Source organism: Pleomorphomonas oryzae DSM 16300 (genome assembly GCF_000422965.1).
Classification (GTDB): Bacteria; Pseudomonadota; Alphaproteobacteria; order Rhizobiales; family Pleomorphomonadaceae; genus Pleomorphomonas; species Pleomorphomonas oryzae.
Window position 1 is genome coordinate 1 of sequence record NZ_AUHB01000003.1, and the last position, 16,912, is coordinate 16,912.

Consider the following 16,912-nt stretch of genomic DNA (forward strand, 5'->3'; position numbering starts at 1 on the left):
GACGGTGAGGTCGGCGCCGTCAGCGGGGGCCGAGACCAGCACGCGCTTGGCGCCGGCCGTCAGGTGCATCGACGCCTTGTCCTTGGCGGTGAAGATGCCGGTGCACTCGAGAGCGACGTCGACGCCCAGGTCCTTCCACGGCAGCGTGGTCGGGTCCTTGATGGCGGTGACCTTGATCTTGCCGGTGCCGACGTCGATCCAGTCGGCGCCGGTAGTCACTTCATGCGGGAAGCGGCCGTGTACGCTGTCGAAGCGGATCAGGTGGGCATTGGTCTCGACCGGGCCGAGGTCGTTGATGCCGACAACCTCGATGTCCTTGCGACCGGACTCGACGATCGCGCGCAGAACGTTACGACCGATACGACCAAAGCCGTTGATGGCGACCTTGACTGCCATGTTCATCTCCCAATCAGGTTATTTATCTTTCGAGATGCCGATCGTTCCTTGCGGAGAACTTTGCGGCCTTCCCGATAAGCGCTTCCGAAATCGGATGAAGTCGGTCTACGCCGATGGTTCGCGGATGTCACTTCAGAAGGTTTGAAGGCATCCCAAAGTAAAACGGAGGCGAGTTGCCCCGCCTCCGTTTCTTAAGTGTCACTCTTACTCGGCCGCCTTGCGTCCGCCCTTGGCGGGCTTGGCCGCTTCGACGGGCTGAACCGTCTCAGCCGCTTCGACGCGGTCGGTGGGCTCGACGTAGGCCCGGCCGTAGTAGCTGTCGACCAGGATTTGCTTCAGCTCCGAGATCAGCGGGAAGCGCGGGTTGGCGCCGGTGCACTGGTCATCGAAGGCCTCGACGGCGATCTTGTCGACCTTGGCCAGGAATTCCGCTTCCGGCACACCCGCTGCCTGGATGGAGGCGGGAATGTCGAGCTGCTTCTTCAGACCATCGACCCAGGCGATCAGGTTGTCGACGCGCTGTTGAGTGCGCTCGCCACCGAGATCGAGGTGCTGGGCGATCTCGCCGTAACGGGCCCGAGCCTTCGGACGGTCATACTGCGAGAAGGCCGTCTGCTTGGTCGGGTTGTTGTTGGCGTTGTAGCGGATCACGTTGCTGATCAGCAGCGCGTTCGACAGGCCGTGCGGCAGGTGGAAAGCCGCGCCGAGCTTGTGGGCCATGGAGTGGCAGACACCCAGGAAGGCGTTGGCGAAGGCGATGCCGGCGATGGTGGCGCCGTTATGCACCTTTTCGCGAGCGATCGGATCGTTGGCGCCTTCCTTGTAGGAGGCCGGCAGATACTCTTTCAGCAGCTTCAGGGCCTGCAGGGCCTGTCCGTCGGAGTACTCGTTGGCCAGCACCGAGGCGTAGGCTTCGAGCGCATGGGTGACGGCGTCGATACCACCGAAGGCGGTCAGCGACTTCGGCATGTGCATGACGAAGTTGGCGTCGATGATCGCCATGTTCGGCGTCAGCTCGTAGTCGGCGAGCGGGTACTTCATGCCGGTGGAGTCGTCGGTGACGACGGCGAACGGCGTCACTTCCGAACCAGTGCCGGAGGTGGTCGGGATGGCGACCAGCTCGGCCTTGATGCCCAGCTTGGGGAACTTGTAGATGCGCTTGCGGATATCCATGAAGCGCAGCGCCAGGTCCTCGAAGTGGACTTCCGGATGCTCGTACATCACCCACATGATCTTGGCAGCATCCATGGCAGAGCCACCGCCAAAGGCGACGATCACGTCCGGCTTGAAGGACATCGCGCGCTCGGTGCCCTTGCGGACGGCCGACAGCGTCGGATCGGCCTCGACGTCGTGATAGGTCTCGACGTCCATGCCGTGCTTTTTCAGAAGCTCGATGACGCCGTCGGCATAGCCGTTCAGGAACAGGAAGCGGTCGGTGACCACCAGCGCGCGCTTCTTGCCCTCTAGATCCTTGAACGCTTCGGCAACGGCGCCGCGGCGGAAGTAGATGGACTTGGGGAGCTTGTGCCAGAGCATGTTTTCGGCTCGCTTCGCGACGGTCTTGCGGTTGATGAGGTGCTTCGGACCGACGTTGTCGGAGATCGAGTTGCCACCCCAGCTACCGCAGCCGAGCGTCAGAGACGGCGCCAGATTGAAGTTGTAGAGGTCACCGATGCCGCCGAGGGCCGCCGGCGAGTTGATCAGGATACGGGCCGTCTTCATCCTGTCGCCGAACCGAGAGATGCGCTCCTTGTGGTTGTCCTGGTCGGTATAGAGCACTGAGGTGTGACCGATACCGCCCAGGGCGACCAGCGCTGCGGCGGCGTCGACGGCAGCCTCGAAGTCCGGACGACGATAGAGAGCCAGCGTCGGCGACAGCTTCTCGTGAGCGAAGGGCTCGCTCTCCTCGACGCTTTCGACTTCACCGATCAGGATCTTGGTGTCGGCGGGAACGGCGATGCCTGCAGATGCGGCGATCTTGACGGCTGACTGGCCGACGACGTCCGGAGACAGGTGACCGCCGGGGAACACCACGTTGCGCACCGCGCCCAGCTCGTTGCCGGAGAGGATGTAGCCGCCGTGGCTCTGGAAGCGCTCGCGAACCGCGTCATAGACGCTGTCGACGGCGATCACGGCCTGCTCGGAGGCGCAGATCATGCCGTTGTCGAAGGTCTTGGACATCAGGATCGAGGCAACGGCGCGCTTGATGTCACCGTATTCGTCGATGACGACCGGCGCGTTGCCGGCGCCGACGCCGATGGCGGGCTTGCCGGAGGAGTAGGCCGCCTTCACCATCGCCGGGCCACCGGTGGCCAGGATCAGGTTGACGTCGGGGTGACGCATCAGGGCGTTGCTGAGCTCGACCGACGGGGTATCGATCCAGCCGATGATGTCGGCCGGGGCGCCGGCGGCGACCGCGGCATCAAGCACCAGCTTGGCGGCGGCGCAGGTCGACTTCTTGGCGCGCGGATGGGGGGAGAAGACGATACCGTTGCGGGTCTTGAGCGAGATCAGCGCCTTGAAGATGGCAGTCGAGGTCGGATTGGTGGTCGGCACGATGCCGCAGATCAGGCCGATCGGCTCAGCAATGGTGATGGTGCCGCCGAGCTCGTCTTCCTCGAGCACGCCGCAGGTCGGCTCGTCTTTGTACTTGTTGTAGATGTACTCGGAGGCGAAGTGGTTCTTGATGACCTTGTCTTCCACCACACCCATGCCGGTTTCTTCGGCGGCCTGCATGGCGAGCGGGATACGGGCCGAGGCGGCGGCGAAGGCTGCCTGACGGAAGATCAGATCGACCTGCTCCTGGGAGAACGTCGCATAGATTTGCTGGGCGCGCTTGACGCGGGAAACCAGTGCGTCGAGATCTGCCGGGCTGTTGATTGGCATGTTCTTCTCCTGTCTTCCAAGCATTCGTCCCGAAGGTGTTCTGTTCGTTCCGCCGGCGTTGGCCGCTTTTGGCTTCGTCGGTCGGGCTTTCTGACCCAGAGGGCGAGGCGGTTGGTGGAGGACCTTTCGACGGTCCACTCTGTTGTGTCCTGCTGCATATGGGATCGTTTTCAGTCCAATGGTCAAGCATTGAACCGATTAAGTTTGCAGTGCGTAGTGGTACTACAGACTGACCAAAATTCTTCTAAAGGGCGTTGATAGAAAAGGTGAAATCCACAAGATCCGCTGTATTTTGCCGCTGTCTTCCTGAGGGTTCCTAAACCATTCGCGAATCTTATCAGAAAAACTACTGATTTCAAATTGGTGCCGCTGAGCAAGCTTCGTGTAATCCTTTTCAGTGGTTTCAGAGGCGGGGGAGGACGCTATCGAGAAGCCTTGGTGAGGTCGTGGGACCTTCAAAAAATGGCGATTGGTATCAAGGATGTGGCCCAAAGAGCCGGTGTATCGGTGGCCACTGTTTCTCGCGTGTTCGGCAATGGTCCGGTCAGCCCGGAGCTGCGCGAGCGGGTGGAAAAAGCTATCGCGGCGACCGGCTATCGGCCTAACCTTTCGGCCCGTCGGCTGCGCTCTCAACACTCCCAAACCATCGGCCTGATGGTGGCCGACATTCGCAGCCCGTTCTTCACGGCGTTGAGCCGTGTGGTGGAGGACGAGGCCTATCGTTCGGGCATGCGGGTCATTCTCTGCAACACCGACGAGAGCGCCGAGCGCGAGGCGATGTACCTGCGGCTGATGGAAGAAGAGCGCGTCACCGGCCTTATCTGGGCTCCGACTCGCGGCAGTCTCGAACGACTGGCCGATGACGATCTGCCGTTTCCGGTGGTGCTGGTCGATCGTGGCGGGCCGGTCGGCCGCCACGACAGCGTCGTGCTGGACAATCATCAGGCGACGGTAACTTTGGTTCGCCATCTTCAAACCATAGGCCGCAGCCACATCGTCGGCCTGTTCGGCAATACCTCGTCGACGGCAGTCGACCGCCACCTCGGTTATCTCTCGGCCACCGCGTCGCTTGGCCTGTCGTCGGAGGCCTTTTTCGTGGCTCCCAATGCGGAAGCGGCAGAGCGCGAGATCACCAAGGTGTTTTCCCGGGCGGACCGGCCGGATGGCGTCATCGCATCGAGCAACGCCATGTTGCTGGGTGTGGTCAAGGCAATGCGGCGGCTGGACCTCAGGACGCCTGACGACGTGGCGATTGCCGGCTTCGACAACGAGACGTGGTCGGAACTGGTCGGTCCGGGCCTCACCGTCATCGAGCAGCCGGTCGGCGACATCGGTCGCATGGCCATGACGTTGCTGTTCGATCGCCTGAAGGCACCCAAGGCGCCGGCCCGCAAGGTCATGCTGTCCGGCAGGTTGATCGTCCGTGGCTCCACGGCACCGGTGACCGGCCTCGTCGATGAGCCGGTGGAATAAGATGACATCGGCAGGGGCGTAAGTCGGCCTTTCGCCTACACTCTGGCCAACTCGCTGGCGAATGACGAGTAGCTTGCCGAGGAGAGCGGCAGATAAGTCTTGTTCATGCGGCCGCAGATCGTCTTCAGCTTCTCGACGGCGGTATGACTGACGCAATCGACCGGGAACATCACGACGTCGGCACGAACGAGCACGCCATCCAGCGTCTCGGCGGACTGCTCGGCGCCGCCATCATGATGGATCAGCGAACCGCGGCAGCGTTCGACCAGGTCGCGCATGCGCGACACGGTGCGCGGTCGCCCGCCGATATAGGCGATGCAACGCCCTTCAAGATTGAACGGGCAATCCGCGGCGCAGGCCCCGGCAGGGCAGGGCGAGGCCGCGGCTATTTGGCTGGAAAGATCGGCGATTCTCGCCTCGGCGACGGCGAGCCGGCCGGTCATGGTGTCGATTTCGGTGATGAGCCGATCGTTGCGGCGCAGAGCAAGATCGAGTCGGCGGGCGAGGTCGTCGGCCTTGTTGGCGAGGCGGGTCGCTTCTTCACCATTTTCCAGTTCGGCAACTCGGGAGCGCAGCGTCGCCGCCTCCCGCACAAAAGGTTCAATGCCGGTTACCAACTGCCTCAGCCGCTCGATCTCGCGGTCGCGGGTCGCCAGCGCGTCAAGATGGCCGGCGTTGGTTTGCTCCAGCCGGCGAGCGAGCGCGGCACACTGCTGTTCGGCCTGGGAGCGGGCGCGGGCATCGCCGCGATGCGAAGCGCCACAAAGATGCGACATCATGTGCACCTCGCCGAAAACGCGCACTTCCAATGCGCCGCCGAGATGCACATGGCTCATCACCGCCCAGAAAGCGCCGGCGATCTGGCCCTCGGCCACCTCGCGGTCCCAAAAGGCCGAGAGTTCCTCCTCCGAACTGCAGCGCGACGCCTTGCGCACCGCGCCGGCGTGATTGATATCGAGCAGCTTCTGAACGGCGCTGGAGGCACGATTGCGGGTCGATAGGACGTGCACGAAAGCGCCGTGCAGCTCATAGTCCGTCATCTGCTCGATGCCGTTGAAAAGCCCCAGCCGCTTCGCCGTCTTGCGCAGCTCGGTCAGAGTCAGGCAGGTGCCGAGGGTTACGCAATGACAACTCTTGGCAAGCTCCCAGATTTTCAGGCGCTCCCGGCGAACCGGTCGGAGCGGCCTTTCCGGAGAGAAAGAGGATAGCGACGTGGCCGGCTCGACCGGCCCCGGCAATGAGAACACGGGCTTGCCGAGCATGTCAGTTCCCCTCAGGCAGCAACGCGCAGAGCGCTCGGTCGACGGCTTCGGCCGAGACTTCCAGCTCGAACGGGCAGCCCCGCCCGGCGCACAGGCCGGCATGGGCGCACCGGAAGATGCCGGCGCGAATCTCCACTAGTTCGGCGCACATGCGTGCTTCCACTTCGTGGCGGTCGGGAGGGTTGAGTGCCTCCAGCACGGCGCGCCGCACCACCACTTCACGGTCCACCGGCATTCCGGGCGCGATCCCCATCGGAGCATGCAGGAACCGGTAGAGCCTCGACATGCCGATGAGGCTTGCCGCATAGCCGCCGGGTGTACGCGGGCGAGGCACCAAAGCGCAGCGCTCGGTCAGGCGGCGGCAGGCGAGGGCGTCCGATCGGTCGGAGAATGCTCCTTCACGCTTGGTTTTCTGGCGTTTCTCGTCACCGATAAAACAGATGAGAACCAGAAGGTCCTCAACGTCCTGGGCGAGCCAGCTTTCGGGCGGAAGATGAGGCGCATTCATGGTCGGCTTCCGGTGATGGGTTTACCGGCAGGGAACATAACTTGAGTATATGAGTCAAGTATAAGTGAAAGTGACTAGACCGCTTCGGTTTGTCCTTGCCCTTGAAGGAACGAACCGCCAATCTGCCGCCATCTGCGCATCCGTCCGGAGTTGCGATTGTCCACTCTGTCTTCCGCCGCTTTCGAGGTCCGTCTCCATCATTCAGGGGGGAACGGGGCGCCGCTGCTGCTCGTTCACGGTTTTGGCGCCGATCGCCGCACCTTCACGGCAAACCAGCCGGCACTCTCGGCGGTCGCCGACGTCTGGTCGCTCGATCTGCCGGGGCACGGCGCTTCGCCGTGGCCGGAAGGAGCAACACCGTCGGCCGCCGCCTTTGCCGATGCCATCCTGAGGGCGCTCGACACGGCGGGCGTCGAGCGCGTCGACATGGTCGGCCACTCGCTCGGCGGTGCGGTTTCAGGCGTATTTGCGGCCCGCTATCCCGATCGCGTCCGATCGCTGACGGCACTGGCTGCCTCGGGCCTGGGCCGGCCGGTGCCGCGCGTTTTCGTCGAAACGCTGCCCACGCTGACCGACGTCGAGGCTACCGAGCATTTGCTCCAGCGCCTGTTCGTCAGGAAGAGCCTCGCCAACCGGCGTCTGGCGCTTTACATGCTCGATGAGCTGGAAAAGCCGGGCCGGCGGGCTGCCCTCTCGCACATTGCCTCGGAGATGACGGCGATCTCCGCCGAGGCGGATGCCGCTTTCCGCGCGGTCGCTGAGGCCGGTCTGCCGCGTCTTGTCGTCTGGGGCGAGGGCGATGCCGTCAACCCGCTCGATGAGGAACGTCTTGCCGCTGTCGGTGGCGAGCGCTTCGTTATTCCCGACACCGGCCACCTGCCGCATGTCGAAGCGGCGATTGCCGTCAATCGTCGGCTTCCCGCTTTTCTGGCCGGCCTTCCCGCCTGACCGCGCCCTTGATGAAGACAAGGCTTTTCCGATGTCCCGCACCACCCGCGCCACCCAGTTTCTCGACAAGGCGCGCGTCGCCTATGAGACGGTGACCTACGACTATGATCCCGACGCCGACCGTATCGGCATGCAGGCGGCGGAGGCGATCGGCGCCGAGCCGTTCCGTGTTCTCAAGACGCTGATGGCCGAGGTGGACGGCAAGCCGGTCTGCGTCGTCGTGCCGTCCGACCACGAGGTCAGCATGAAGAAGCTGGCGGCGGCCTTCGGCGGCAAATCGGCCAATATGATGAAACCGGCCGAAGCCGAACGTGTCACTGGCTACCACGTGGGTGGCATTTCGCCCTTCGGCCAGAAAAAGCGCGTCCCCACCGCCTTTGAACAAGCGGCACTTGTCCACGCGACCGTCTACATGAACGGTGGCCAGCGCGGTCTGCAGGTGCAGCTCAAGCCAGCCGACGCAGTGAAGGCACTCGACGCCAAGGCGGCGCCGCTAGTGGCCGATTGATCACTGATACGTGGACAAAACGTGCACAACGGCGGATAACCGCTTGCCATTCTGTTGCACTTGGGCGGGGGTGATTCTACCCATCGTGCCATGGGCAAGGAACTGATTCCCTCCGACGGCATCGAGCCGATCAATCTGCGAGAGGCGCTCGAGGAGCGTTATCTCGCCTACGCACTGTCGACCATCATGCATCGGGCGCTGCCCGATGTGCGTGACGGCCTGAAGCCGGTGCACCGACGCATTCTCTACGCCATGCGTCTTCTGCGCCTCGATCCCGGCAACGCCTTCAAGAAATGCGCCCGTGTGGTCGGCGACGTCATCGGCAAATACCATCCGCATGGCGATGGCGCGGTTTACGAGGCCATGGTGCGTCTCGCCCAGGATTTCTCCCAGCGCTATCCGCTGGTCGACGGGCAGGGCAACTTCGGCAACATCGACGGTGATAGCGCTGCCGCTCAGCGTTACACCGAAGCGCGCATGACCGAGGTCGCCCGCCTGCTGCTCGACGGGCTCGATGAGGATGCGGTCGACTTCCGCGAGACCTACGACCAGGCGGATAAGGAGCCGGTGGTTCTGCCCGGCGCCTTCCCGAACCTCCTCGCCAACGGCTCGGCCGGCATCGCCGTCGGCATGGCGACCAATATTCCGACCCATAATGTTGCCGAGATCTGCGACGCGGCCATCAAGCTGATCGACGCGCCAGACACGCCGGTGGAAGGCCTTGTCGATCGCGACGCGGGTCCGATCCGCGGGCCGGATTTCCCCACCGGCGGCATTATCGTCGAGAGCAGGGAGAGCATTCTCGAATCCTACACCACGGGGCGAGGTGGCTTCCGCGTGCGTGCTCGCTGGCACCGCGAGGATCTCGATCGCGGCACGTGGCAGGTGGTGGTCACCGAAATCCCCTATCAGGTGCAGAAGGCCAAGCTGATCGAGAAGATCGCCGAGCTGATCACTGACCGTAAGGTGCCGTTGATCGAAGACGTGCGCGATGAGTCGACCACTGACGTCCGCGTCGTCATCGTTCCCAAGTCGCGCAACGTCGACGACAAGATGATGATGGAAGCGCTGTTCCGTATGTCGGAACTCGAGAGCCGCTTCCCGATGAACATGAATGTGCTGTCGCGCGGCCAGGTGCCCAACGTGCTCGGCGTGCGGCAGGTGCTGATCGAGTGGCTCGCTCATCGTCGCGAGGTGCTGATCCGCCGGTCGCAGCATCGGCTCGACCAGATCAACGCCCGCCTGGAGCTGCTCGAAGGCTTCATCATCGCCTACCTCAATCTTGATGAGGTGATCCGCATCATCCGCGAGGAGGATGAGCCCAAGGCGGAATTGATTCGTGCGTTCGGCCTCACCGAAACGCAGGCCGACGCCGTGCTGAACATGCGCCTTCGGAACTTGCGCAAGCTCGAGGAAATGGAGATCCGCAAGGAACACGCCGAGCTTTCCAAGGAAAAGGCCGAGATCGAGGACCTGCTCGGATCCGAGAAGAAGCAGTGGAAGACGGTGCGCTGGCAGATCGGTGAGGTGAAGAAGGAATTCGGCCCCGACAGCAAGATCGGCAAGCGCCGCACCACTTTTGGCGACGGGCCCGCTCACGCGGTGGACGATGTGATGGAGGCGCTGATCGAGCGCGAGCCGATCACTGTCGTCGTCTCCGAGAAGGGCTGGATTCGCACGCTGAAGGGCCACATCTCCGACGTTTCGGGGCTGCAGTTCAAGGCCGGCGACAGCCTCAAGCTGTTCTTCAAGGCGGAAACCACCGACAAGCTGATCGTCTTTGCCGACAACGGCAAGGTGTTCACCCTCGGAGCCGATAAGCTGCCTGGCGGGCGCTCGGCCGGCGAACCGATCCGGCTGATGGTCGACATGGAGGATGGCGCCGATGTGGTCGACGTCTTCGTGCATAAGCCCGATCGCAAGCTCCTGGTGGTTTCGTCCGACGGCTACGGTTTTGTCACGCCGGAGGCGGAGCTCATCGCCACCACGCGCAAGGGCAAGCAGCTTCTGAACGTTTCACCCGGTCAGAAGGCGAAGCTGATGGTTCCGGCGGAAGGCGATCATGTCGCCATCATCGGCGAGAACCGCAAGTTCCTGATCTTCCCCCTCGCTCAGGTGGCTGAGATGGGCCGCGGCAAGGGCGTACGTCTTCAAAGGTTCAAGGATGGCGGCGTTTCCGACGTGAGGGTGTTTGCCGCCGATAGTGGGCTCATCTGGACCGATACGTCAGGACGGGTGTTCCAGCGGTCGATGACCGATCTTGCCGATTGGATTGGTGACCGGGCGACCGCAGGACGGCTGCCGCCGTTGGGATTCCCAAAATCGAACAGTTTCGGCCCACGCGGACTCTGACGAGTCGGTCGGGTTATAACGGTTCAATACTACATTTGGTGTGTATGAAATCTCCTCGACACAGCCTTTGCTGCCTTTACGGACCTGCCGAACGAATGTACAACTTCCACGCTGCCGATTTCCTGCATGGGGGATCGGACGCTAGGGATTGACCAGGGGATTCATCGTCGAGCCGCCATCTCATCTTTAACAAGACCTTAGGGATGGCGTTCTAAAGTGAGCAATGCACATCAGTGCAGCGCTCCGTCTTGGAGGGCTCCGGAAGGCTGTTGGCCTGCCGGGGTGGCAGTGATGGTGAGTGCTCGAAAGGCAAGGCGTACGGAATGACTGCAGGGCGAAACGGCACGCGCTCGACGACGAAAACGCTCCTAACAGTGATGTCCACATCGCTGGTTCTGGCGATCGGCGTGGCGGGCTGCGGGACTACCGACCAGGCCCCTCTCAAATCCGCCAAGGCAAAAATCGATCCCCGGTATGGTGTCGCCCCGAGCCCGCGTGTCGTGGGCATGGGAGAGCCGGTGCCGAAGGGTGGTGGCCGCGCCATGGTCGGCAAACCCTACCAGATCGCTGGAAAGACCTACGTACCAAGGATCGATCCCGACTATAAGGTCGTGGGCCTCGCCAGCTGGTACGGCACCGATTTTCACGGCCGTCGCACGGCCAATGGCGAAGTGTTCGACAGCGCGTCGATTTCCGCCGCTCATCCCACCATGCCGCTGCCCTCCTATGCGCGGCTGACCAGCCTTGCCACCGGTCGTTCGGTGATCGTTCGTGTCAACGATCGCGGACCGTTCCATTCCAATCGCGTTCTCGACATGTCGCAACGCGCCGCTGACATGCTTGGCGTCAAAACCGCCGGTGTCGCCAAGATTCGCGTTGAATATGTCGGCCCGGCGTCGACCGAGGGCGACGATACCGCCTTCCTTCTCGCCTCCTATCGCGGCCCGGCTCTCGAACAGCAGCAGGCTGACAAGCCGAACGTCATGCTCGCCGCCGTCGAGTCCCTGCCGGGCGTGAAGTCCGTGATGAACGTCTTCGGCGATTCGAACGCATCGAAGGCCGCCCCGGTGGTAATGCCCGCTCCCACCCCAGCAGTCATGGCCGCGGCCGCGCCGGCCGAGATCGCCGGTACTCCGGCGCCGGCCATCGACGTCGTGCCGCTGCCCCGTCCGGTCGAAACCTTCGACTACGTGACCATCGCATCGGCCGACCCGGCCGACTTCGTGGCCCAGTCGCAAGTCGCCGCTCTCGCTCCCGCAGCTGCCATGCCGGCCGCTGTCACGCCGGCTGCCTTCACTTCGACGGTGCCCATTCCGCAGCCCCGCATGAGCTATTCCGATCCGGGCACCAACACCTATCAGCCGACCGTCATGTTCGGCGATGTCGCTCTGCCGCCGCTGCCGCCCAATGCGTCGGGCTACGCTGCCGATCGCGTATCGCAGGCCTATCAGGCGGTGGATGGCGTTGAAGCCGGCACCGGTCTTTCGGAACTTGTCGACAAGCTCGAAGGTATGGCTGGCTCGAAGCCGGCTGCCGCTCACGAGACCTCTGGGCCGATCGTCCAACTGGGTGTGTTCGGCAATCCGGATAACGTCGCCAAGGTAAGCGCACTGCTGTCAGCTTACGGTACGCCGGTTGTGACCGACATTACCGTCAGCGGACGCAACATGAAGCTGATGCGCCTCACCGCGCTGACGGCGGCGCCTGACCAAGTGATCGCAGCGGCTGAAGCCGCCGGCATCGACGGAGCCCGTCTCCTGCGCTGACCGGCGTTCCGCGCGACGAGGGATATCCGGCGTCGTTGGCGCCGGAAGCGGGAGGTCCGGTTTCGTCGTCATGCGTGGGTTCCTTCTGCCGCTCCTTCTGTTCGCTGCCCTGATGCCCGGTCCGTCGGTCGCTCTTGAGAGCGTCGCGCCGCGTGTTGCCCTGCACGACGAGACCACCGGTTCTCTGCTGATTGCCAAGGACGAAGACAAGCCGTTCGCCCCGGCCAATTTCGCCAAGCTGGTCACCGCTGCCATCGTCTTCGAGGCTCTGCAAACGGGTGAGGTCACCGAGGCCACCCTCTATCCCATCAGCGAACATGCTTGGCGTACCGGTGGCGCGCCGGCCCGCGTCACCACCATGTTCGCGGCCGTGAAGTCCTTTGTGCCGGTGGGAGACCTTCTGCGCGGCCTCGTCGTCGACTATGCCAACGATGCGGCCATTGCGCTGGCCGAAGGGTTAACCGGCTCGGAGGCGGCCTTCACCGATCGCATGAACGCCTATGCTGCTCGCGTCGGCCTGAAGAACAGCCACTTTACCAGTCCGACCGGCTACCCCGATCCCCAAGCCAAGACCACGCTGTCCGATATGCTGGTGTTGGCCGGCCACATCAGGACGACCTATCCCGACCGCTACGCGCTCTATAGCCAGCCGGAATTTCTCTGGAACAAGATCAACCAGACCAACAAGACACGCTTTGTGAAGGAGTTGGCCGGCGTTGACGGCATGATGCTGGCCTTCGACGAAGCCGATGGTTTCGGCGCCTTGTTGTCGGCCGATCGCGGCGACCGTCGCGTGACCGTCGTGGCAAGCGGCTATACCTCGCTCGCCGATCGCGACAAGGATCTCAAGGCGCTAATCGATGGCGCCTTCTCGGAATATGGTCGGTTCGAGATTTATCCGTCGGGCGCAGAGATAGGCCGGGTCAAGGTGTTCGGCGGCAATATGCCGGACGTTCCGGTGATTTCGGCCGGCGGCGCGCCGGTGAATCTGACGCTGCCGACCGGTGACCGTTCGAAGTTTCGCCTCACCGTCGTCTACGACGGTCCGGTGTCGGCACCTATCACGCGCGGCATGCCCATTGCCCGTCTGGAAGTTCGGGTCGACAACCGCCTTTATCAGTCGGTTCCGCTCGCGGCCGCCGCCGATGTCGCCCGCGGTGAGATCCGAGATCGGGCGCTGGATGGCTTCACAGAGATGTTCGCCGGCTGGTGGTACAAGACGATCGGGTCTATATCGATCGAGGATATCGTGAACTTGGGAGCATTGCGTGGCCGGCACCAGGGGTAGGTTCATCACCTTCGAGGGCGGAGAGGGCACCGGCAAGTCGACACAGTCGAAGCGCCTTGCTGCGGCTTTGGAAGAGCGTGGCCTCGACGTGGTCCTGACACGCGAGCCCGGTGGCTCACCGGCGGCGGAGACCATTCGCGGCCTTCTCCTGTCCGGCCGGGCAAAGCCGCTCGGGGTGCTGGGAGAAGCCTATCTGTTCGCCGCGGCCCGTATCGACCACGTTGCCGAGTTGATCGAACCGTCGCTCGCGCGCGGTGCCTTCGTCATTTGCGACCGTTTCGCCGACTCCAGCCGTGTCTACCAGGGCACGGCCGGCGGATTGCCTGCCGATGTCGTCGACGAGCTTGTCGACGCCGCCATCGGTTTCACGATTCCCGATCTGACCATCATCATCGATGTTCCCGTGTCGGTCGGACTCGCGCGAGTCGGTCATCGCTCTGAGGGGGCCGATCGGTTCGAAAGCGATGCCATTGCTGTGCATGAGGAGCGGCGGCGCGGATTTCTAGCGCTTGCCGATCGCTTCCCGGATCGCTGCGCCGTTATCGATGGCAGTCGGGACAAGGACGTGGTGTCTGCCGAAATTCTGGCGCTGGTGGCAGACCGCTTCGGGCTCCTCGGGGAGGGCGCTCGTGGCCATTGAGGACGATCGTGCCACCGAGGCCGATTGGCTTGAGGGGTTGCCACTGCCGCGCGAGCAGACGGAGCTGATCGGCCATTCTGTCGCCGCCGCTGAGCTGCATGAGGGCTACGCTGGCGGTCGCCTGCACCACGCCATTCTCCTGACCGGCCCCAAGGGCATTGGCAAGGCGACGCTGGCCTTCCGCTTCGCTCGCTTCGTCCTGAGCCATCCCGACCCGGCGAAGGCCCCACCACCTGCCGCCGGTTTGCTGCCGGCAAGCGAACGCGTCGCTGCCATGGTGGCAACCGGGGCCCATCCCAATCTGTTGCACCTTCGCCGTCCCTGGGACGAGAAGGCAAAGAAGGTCAAGACGCAGCTGACCGTCGATGAGATCCGCAAGACGGTGACGTTCTTCGGCAACGCCGCTGGCGTCGACGGTTATCGTATCGCCATCGTTGACGCCGCCGACGACATGAACGTCTCGGCCGCCAATGCGCTGCTGAAGATGCTGGAGGAGCCGCCGAAGCGGTCGCTGTTCCTTGTGCTCTCGCATGCCCCGGGGCGCCTGCTGCCGACCATCCGCTCACGCTGCCGTCGCCTGTCCCTCGATCCTCTCGGCCCGGATGATCTCGATGCGGCACTGACGTCGCTTGGGCTTTCGGTCCCCGAGGGTGACAAGCCGGCGCTGGCGGCGCTGGCTGAAGGCTCGGTGCGCCGGGCAATCGAATGCATCGAAAACGACGGCCTTGAGGTCTATCGCCAGTTTCGATCGCTCACCGACGGCTTTCCCCGTCTCGACCGGCCGCGCCTCTATCGCTTTGCTGATGCGGTCGCCGGCCGCAAGGGTGCCGACAGTTTCGACCTTTGCGCCGATCTGGCGCGAGGCTGGCTTTCCGAACACATGCGCCTGACGTTGAGGGGCGGCGTCGATCGCCTCAACGGCTATGCCATGGCCTGGGAGACGGTCAATCGCATCGTCGCGGAGACCGATGGCATCAACCTCGATCGCCGGCAGGCGGTAATTTCGGTGATGCAAAGCCTTGCGGGATGCGTAGCTAAGTAGCTATTCACAAGATGTGCCGCCGGCGTTCCTTTTGGACGCGTCTTGCGACCTTCCGTCCGGCACCATCGAAACCCTGAAGCGAACTCATGAAACCGACGTTCTACATCACAACCGCGATCAGCTACCCCAATGGGGCTCCTCATATCGGCCACGCCTACGAAGCGATGGCGACCGACGTGATGGCGCGGTTCATGCGGCTCGACGGCTATGATGTCCGCTTCCTGACCGGCACCGACGAGCATGGCATCAAGATGCTGCAAACGGCGCGCAAGGAGGGCATCACCGCCCGCGAGCTCGCCGACCGCAACTCGGCCCGCTTCCAGGAGATGGCCACTCTCCTGAACCTCTCCAACGACGACTTCATCCGCACCAGCGAAGAGCGCCACCGTATTGCCTGCCAGGCCATCTGGAAGGCAATGGAGGCCAACGGCGACATCTATCTCAACAAGTATGCCGGTTGGTATTCGGTGCGCGACGAAGCCTATTACGGCGAGGAAGAGATCGTCGTCTCCGACGATGGCATTCGCCTCGGTCCGCAAGGAACGCCTGTCGAATGGGTGGAGGAGGAGAGCTATTTCTTCCGCTTGAGCGCCTATCAGGAAAAGCTCCTGAAGCTTTACGAGGATCAGCCGGACTTTATCGGCCCGGACGAGCGCCGTAACGAGGTGATGAGCTTCGTCAAGGGCGGGCTCAAGGATCTGTCGATCTCGCGCACGACCTTCGACTGGGGCATTCCGGTGCCGGGCAACGACAAGCATGTCATGTATGTCTGGGTCGATGCACTCACCAACTACATTACGGCACTCGGCTATCCGAACACCGACAGCGAGCTGTTCCAGAAATTCTGGCCGGCTCTGCATATCATCGGCAAGGATATCGTCCGCTTCCATACCGTCTACTGGCCGGCCTTCCTGATGAGCGCCGGCGTGCCGCTGCCGAAGCGTATCTTCGCCCACGGCTTTCTGTTCAACCGCGGCGAGAAGATGTCGAAGTCGCTCGGCAACGTCGTCGGGCCGAAGGACATGGTGGACGCCTACGGGCTCGATCCGGTGCGCTACTTCTTCCTGCGCGAGGTCTCCTTCGGCCAGGACGGCAGCTACAGCCATGAGGCTATCGTCGGCCGTATGAACGCCGATCTCGCCAACAATCTCGGCAATCTGGCGCAGCGATCGCTGTCGATGATCGCCAAGAACCTCGGCGGCGTGTTGCCGACGCCAGGTCCGCTGACGGAGGCCGACCAGACCATCCTCAAGAGCGTCTATGGTCTGCTTCCGGTCTGTCGCGAGGCGATCCAGGGACAGCAGATCCATCAGGCTCTCAACGCCATCTGGGCGGTGCTCGGCGAGGCCAACCGCTACTTCGACGCCGAGGCGCCGTGGACGGTTCGCAAGACCGATGAGGCGCGCTTCGCCACCATCATGTGGGTGACGGCGGAATTGCTCAGGAACGTCGCCATCCTGATCCAGCCGGTGATGCCGGCGTCGATGGAGAAGCTGCTCGACCTCTTGGCGGTGCCGGCGGATCGACGCGCCTTCGACAGCCTGGGCGAGGGCGGCGCGCTTGCCGGCGGTGTTGCGCTGCCGGCCCCAGTCGGCATTTTCCCGCGCTATGTGGAAAAGACGACCGATTGACGTAATGAGCGGAAGAAGCCCCGGGCGAACGCCATCGCCTGGGGCATTCCACGGGACTAAACCGCCTTTTGCCAAACAAAGCCCAGTGCTGAGGCACTGGCGCAATGTTTGTGCAGCGCCTGCCGGTGCGTTGGGCTACCGCCCGCTTGACACCGCCCTAAGGGAAATTTCTGATGGCTTCACAGGGCAGCTTGCGCGCCCCGAAAGCAACC

General features: G+C 63.2%; 13 protein-coding genes. 9 read left to right on the forward strand and 4 right to left on the reverse strand.

What is annotated here, in order from left to right:
- Both G522_RS0105225 and adhE read right to left on the reverse strand, forming a co-directional pair.
- Window positions 1-396 (reverse strand): glyceraldehyde 3-phosphate dehydrogenase NAD-binding domain-containing protein (locus tag G522_RS0105225; RefSeq protein ID WP_026790129.1); only part of this gene is annotated, 396 nt, incomplete at its 3' end.
- A gap of 204 nt (window positions 397-600) precedes the next feature.
- Complete coding sequence (gene adhE / locus G522_RS0105230; RefSeq protein WP_026790130.1) at window positions 601-3,282, reverse strand: bifunctional acetaldehyde-CoA/alcohol dehydrogenase; 2,682 nt, start codon at window positions 3,280-3,282, stop codon at window positions 601-603.
- Between the two features lie 462 nt (window positions 3,283-3,744).
- Between adhE and G522_RS0105240 the strand changes: the two genes are divergently transcribed.
- Entirely contained in the window at window positions 3,745-4,755 is a 1,011-nt protein-coding gene (locus G522_RS0105240; protein WP_026790131.1) for a LacI family DNA-binding transcriptional regulator, read from the forward strand.
- A 35-nt stretch (window positions 4,756-4,790) separates the two neighbouring features.
- Here the strand turns inward: G522_RS0105240 and G522_RS25700 are convergent, their stop codons facing one another.
- Both G522_RS25700 and G522_RS0105250 read right to left on the reverse strand, forming a co-directional pair.
- Window positions 4,791-6,017: a DUF2325 domain-containing protein gene (locus G522_RS25700; protein WP_051228354.1), complete on the reverse strand. Its 1,227-nt coding sequence runs from the start codon at window positions 6,015-6,017 to the stop codon at window positions 4,791-4,793.
- A gap of 1 nt (window position 6,018) precedes the next feature.
- On the reverse strand, window positions 6,019-6,525 hold the full coding sequence (locus tag G522_RS0105250; protein ID WP_026790132.1) for a hypothetical protein: 507 nt from the start codon (window positions 6,523-6,525) through the stop codon (window positions 6,019-6,021).
- A 156-nt stretch (window positions 6,526-6,681) separates the two neighbouring features.
- On the opposite strand from G522_RS0105250, the gene G522_RS0105255 reads away from it, so the two are divergent.
- From G522_RS0105255 to metG, 8 genes are all read left to right on the forward strand, one after another.
- Window positions 6,682-7,473: an alpha/beta fold hydrolase gene (locus G522_RS0105255; RefSeq protein WP_036838281.1), complete on the forward strand. Its 792-nt coding sequence runs from the start codon at window positions 6,682-6,684 to the stop codon at window positions 7,471-7,473.
- 31 nt (window positions 7,474-7,504) lie between these two features.
- The gene (gene ybaK / locus G522_RS0105260) at window positions 7,505-7,981 is read left to right on the forward strand and encodes a Cys-tRNA(Pro) deacylase (protein WP_026790134.1); all 477 of its coding nucleotides are present in this window, start codon (window positions 7,505-7,507) and stop codon (window positions 7,979-7,981) included.
- Window positions 7,982-8,071: 90 nt separating this feature from the next.
- On the forward strand, window positions 8,072-10,333 hold the full coding sequence (gene parC, locus G522_RS0105265) for a DNA topoisomerase IV subunit A (protein WP_026790135.1): 2,262 nt from the start codon (window positions 8,072-8,074) through the stop codon (window positions 10,331-10,333).
- A 323-nt stretch (window positions 10,334-10,656) separates the two neighbouring features.
- Window positions 10,657-12,099: a septal ring lytic transglycosylase RlpA family protein gene (locus G522_RS28845; protein WP_156886835.1), complete on the forward strand. Its 1,443-nt coding sequence runs from the start codon at window positions 10,657-10,659 to the stop codon at window positions 12,097-12,099.
- A 70-nt stretch (window positions 12,100-12,169) separates the two neighbouring features.
- Window positions 12,170-13,387: a D-alanyl-D-alanine carboxypeptidase family protein gene (locus G522_RS25710; RefSeq protein ID WP_051228356.1), complete on the forward strand. Its 1,218-nt coding sequence runs from the start codon at window positions 12,170-12,172 to the stop codon at window positions 13,385-13,387.
- A complete protein-coding gene (gene tmk, locus G522_RS0105280) occupies window positions 13,368-14,027 on the forward strand; it encodes a dTMP kinase (protein ID WP_026790136.1) in 660 nt (219 codons plus the stop codon). The genes G522_RS25710 and tmk overlap by 20 nt, the downstream gene beginning before the upstream one ends.
- Entirely contained in the window at window positions 14,017-15,069 is a 1,053-nt protein-coding gene (locus tag G522_RS0105285) for a DNA polymerase III subunit delta' (protein ID WP_051228357.1), read from the forward strand. The genes tmk and G522_RS0105285 overlap by 11 nt, the downstream gene beginning before the upstream one ends.
- 86 nt (window positions 15,070-15,155) lie before the next feature.
- Window positions 15,156-16,700: a methionine--tRNA ligase gene (gene metG, locus G522_RS0105290; RefSeq protein WP_026790138.1), complete on the forward strand. Its 1,545-nt coding sequence runs from the start codon at window positions 15,156-15,158 to the stop codon at window positions 16,698-16,700.
- The last annotated feature ends 212 nt before the right edge of the window (window positions 16,701-16,912 follow it).